This window comes from Streptomyces sp. CO7, assembly GCF_053474865.1.
This window is the reverse complement of the sequence record NZ_JBRIOU010000004.1, coordinates 284821-287614: the sequence shown is the minus strand read 5'-3', so window position 1 is coordinate 287614 and position 2794 is coordinate 284821. Positions and strand designations below refer to the sequence as shown.

Here is a 2794-nt window from a genome sequence, read left to right as displayed (position 1 = left end):
GATGGGGAGATGCTGATCGGGTGGGGCGGGAGGACCGCGGTGGTGGTTCCGGCGAGAGCCACCGAACGGGGGTACCGGGGGAGCCTTCCCACCCTCTTCGGGTGAGCAATCCGGCGCTTTGTTAACTACTCATGCGTATCCGGGAGCACAAGACCGGTCCCGTACCCGATCGCTACGATCCGGACTTGTACATCCATCGACGTATTCCCCCCTGAGCGGCGGGTATTTCACCCGGCCGCGTCGCGTGTCGTGCGCCGTATGCCCCGGCGGCACGCCGGTGAACCCGCACGCCGTGGTTGATCCGTCGTTACGTGGATACCGTCAGGGGTGACGACGGGGACGCATTCGTGCGGATGTGTCCCCCAAATTTTCCGCACGCCCAGCCGAGGTGGAAACGTGAAGGCGATCCGTCGATTCACCGTCCGTCCCGTCCTCCCCCAACCCCTGCGGCCACTCAGCGATCTGGCGCGAAATCTGCGCTGGTCCTGGCACGCCGAGACCCGCGACCTCTTCCGGTCCGTGGACCCCGAACGCTGGGCGGCCTGCGGCGACGATCCGGTGCGATTGCTGGGCAGCGTCCCGCCCGCCCGGCTCGCCGAGCTGGCCCAGGACGGAGAGTTCCTGGCCCGGTTGTCCGCGGCCGCCGAGAACCTGGCCGAGTACACCGGCGGGCCCCGCTGGTACCAGGAGCAGTCCGGTTCGCTGCCCGCGGCGGTGGCCTACTTCTCACCGGAGTTCGGCATCACCGCGGCCCTGCCGCAGTACTCCGGCGGCCTGGGCATCCTGGCCGGCGACCACCTGAAGGCCGCCAGCGACCTGGGTGTCCCGCTGATCGGGGTGGGACTCCTCTACCGGCACGGATACTTCCGCCAGTCGCTCTCCCGCGACGGCTGGCAGCAGGAGCACTACCCGGTCCTCGACCCGCACGAGCTGCCGCTCACGCCGCTCGCCCGGCCCGACGGCTCCACCGCCCACGTCTCGCTCGCCCTGCCCGGCGGCACGTCGCTGCGGGCCCGGATCTGGGTCGCCCAGGTCGGCCGGGTGCCGCTGCTGCTGCTCGACTCCGACGTCGAGGACAACGGCGCCGGCGAACGGGGCGTCACCGACCGTCTGTACGGTGGCGGCAGCGAGCACCGGCTGCTGCAGGAGATGCTCCTGGGCATAGGAGGTGTCCGGGCGGTGCGCGCCTACTGCGAGCTCACCGGCCACCCCGCACCCGAGGTGTTCCACACCAACGAGGGCCACGCCGGCTTCCTCGGCCTGGAGCGCATCCACGAACTGGTCAGCGAAGGGCTGGACTTCGACTCCGCGCTGGAGTCGGTGCGGGCCGGCACGGTCTTCACCACCCACACCCCCGTCCCGGCCGGCATCGACCGGTTCGACCGCAACCAGGTCGCCCGGCAGTTCGGGCAGGACGCCGAGCTGCCCCGCGTCGACGTCGACCGGGTGCTGCGGCTGGGCGCGGAGACCTACCCGGGCGGCGACCCGGGCGTCTTCAACATGGCGGTGATGGGCCTGCGCCTGGCCCAGCGGGCCAACGGCGTCTCGCTGCTGCACGGCAAGGTCAGCCGCGAGATGTTCGCCGGACTCTGGCCGGGCTTCGACCCCGAGGAGGTGCCGATCACCTCCGTCACCAACGGCGTCCACGCGCCGACCTGGGTGGCGCCCGAGGTGCTCAGGATGGGCGCCCGCGGCGTCGGCGAGCAGCGGGCCGAGGAGGCGCTGAGCGTCGGCGGCTCCGAGCGCTGGGACGCCGTCACGGACGTGTCCGACGACGAGATCTGGCAGCTGCGCCGCTCGCTGCGCGCCCAGTTGGTCGACGAGGTGCGGCGGCGGCTGCGCGACTCCTGGCGCCAGCGCGGCGCGGGCGACGCGGAGCTCGGCTGGATCGACGGCGTCCTCGACCCGGACGTGCTGACCATCGGCTTCGCCCGCCGGGTGCCCTCGTACAAGCGGCTCACCCTGATGCTGCGCGACCACGACCGGCTGCGCTCGCTGCTGCTCCACCCGGAGCGGCCGGTGCAGCTGGTGGTCGCGGGCAAGGCCCATCCGGCCGACGAGAGCGGCAAGCGGCTGATCCAGGAACTGGTGCGGTTCGCCGACGACCCGCGGGTGCGGCACCGGATCGTCTTCCTGCCCGACTACGGCATGGGCATGGCGCAGAAGCTCTACCCGGGCTGCGACATCTGGCTGAACAACCCGCTGCGGCCGCTGGAGGCGTGCGGCACCAGCGGCATGAAGGCCGCGCTCAACGGCTGCCTCAACCTGTCGGTCCTCGACGGCTGGTGGGACGAGTGGTACCAGAGCGACTTCGGGTGGGCGATCCCCACCGCGGACGGGACCGGTACCGGGCCGGAGCGGCGTGACGACCTGGAGGCCGCGGCGCTCTACGACCTGCTGGAGCGGCGGGTCACCCCGCGGTTCTACGAGAAGGGCGGATCGAGCGGCCTGCCGGACCGCTGGATCGAGATGGTCCGCCGCACCCTCACCCACCTGGGGCCCAAGGTGCTGGCCGGCCGGATGGTGCGGGAGTACGTGGAGCGGCTCTACGCCCCGGCCGCCCGCTCCCACCGGGCGATGGACGCGGACGCGGCCCGCGAGCTCGGCGAGTGGAAGGCGCGGGTGCGCGGCGGCTGGTCCGGCGTGCGGGTCGGCCACGTGGAGACCTCGTCCGCTACGGCCACCGCCGAGCTGGGCGCCACGCTCACCCTGCGGGTCAGGGTCGCGCTCGGCCGGCTCGCCCCGGAGGACGTCGAGGTGCAGGCCGCGGCGGGCCGGGTCGACGCCGAGGACC

General features: G+C 72.5%; 1 protein-coding gene. It reads left to right on the top strand.

The window, feature by feature from the left end; genetic code table 11:
* Positions 1-396: 396 nt before the first annotated feature.
* On the top strand, positions 397-2794 hold a 2398-nt coding region (glgP, locus tag ACOV8S_RS14010), incomplete at its 3' end, for an alpha-glucan family phosphorylase (RefSeq protein WP_448318150.1).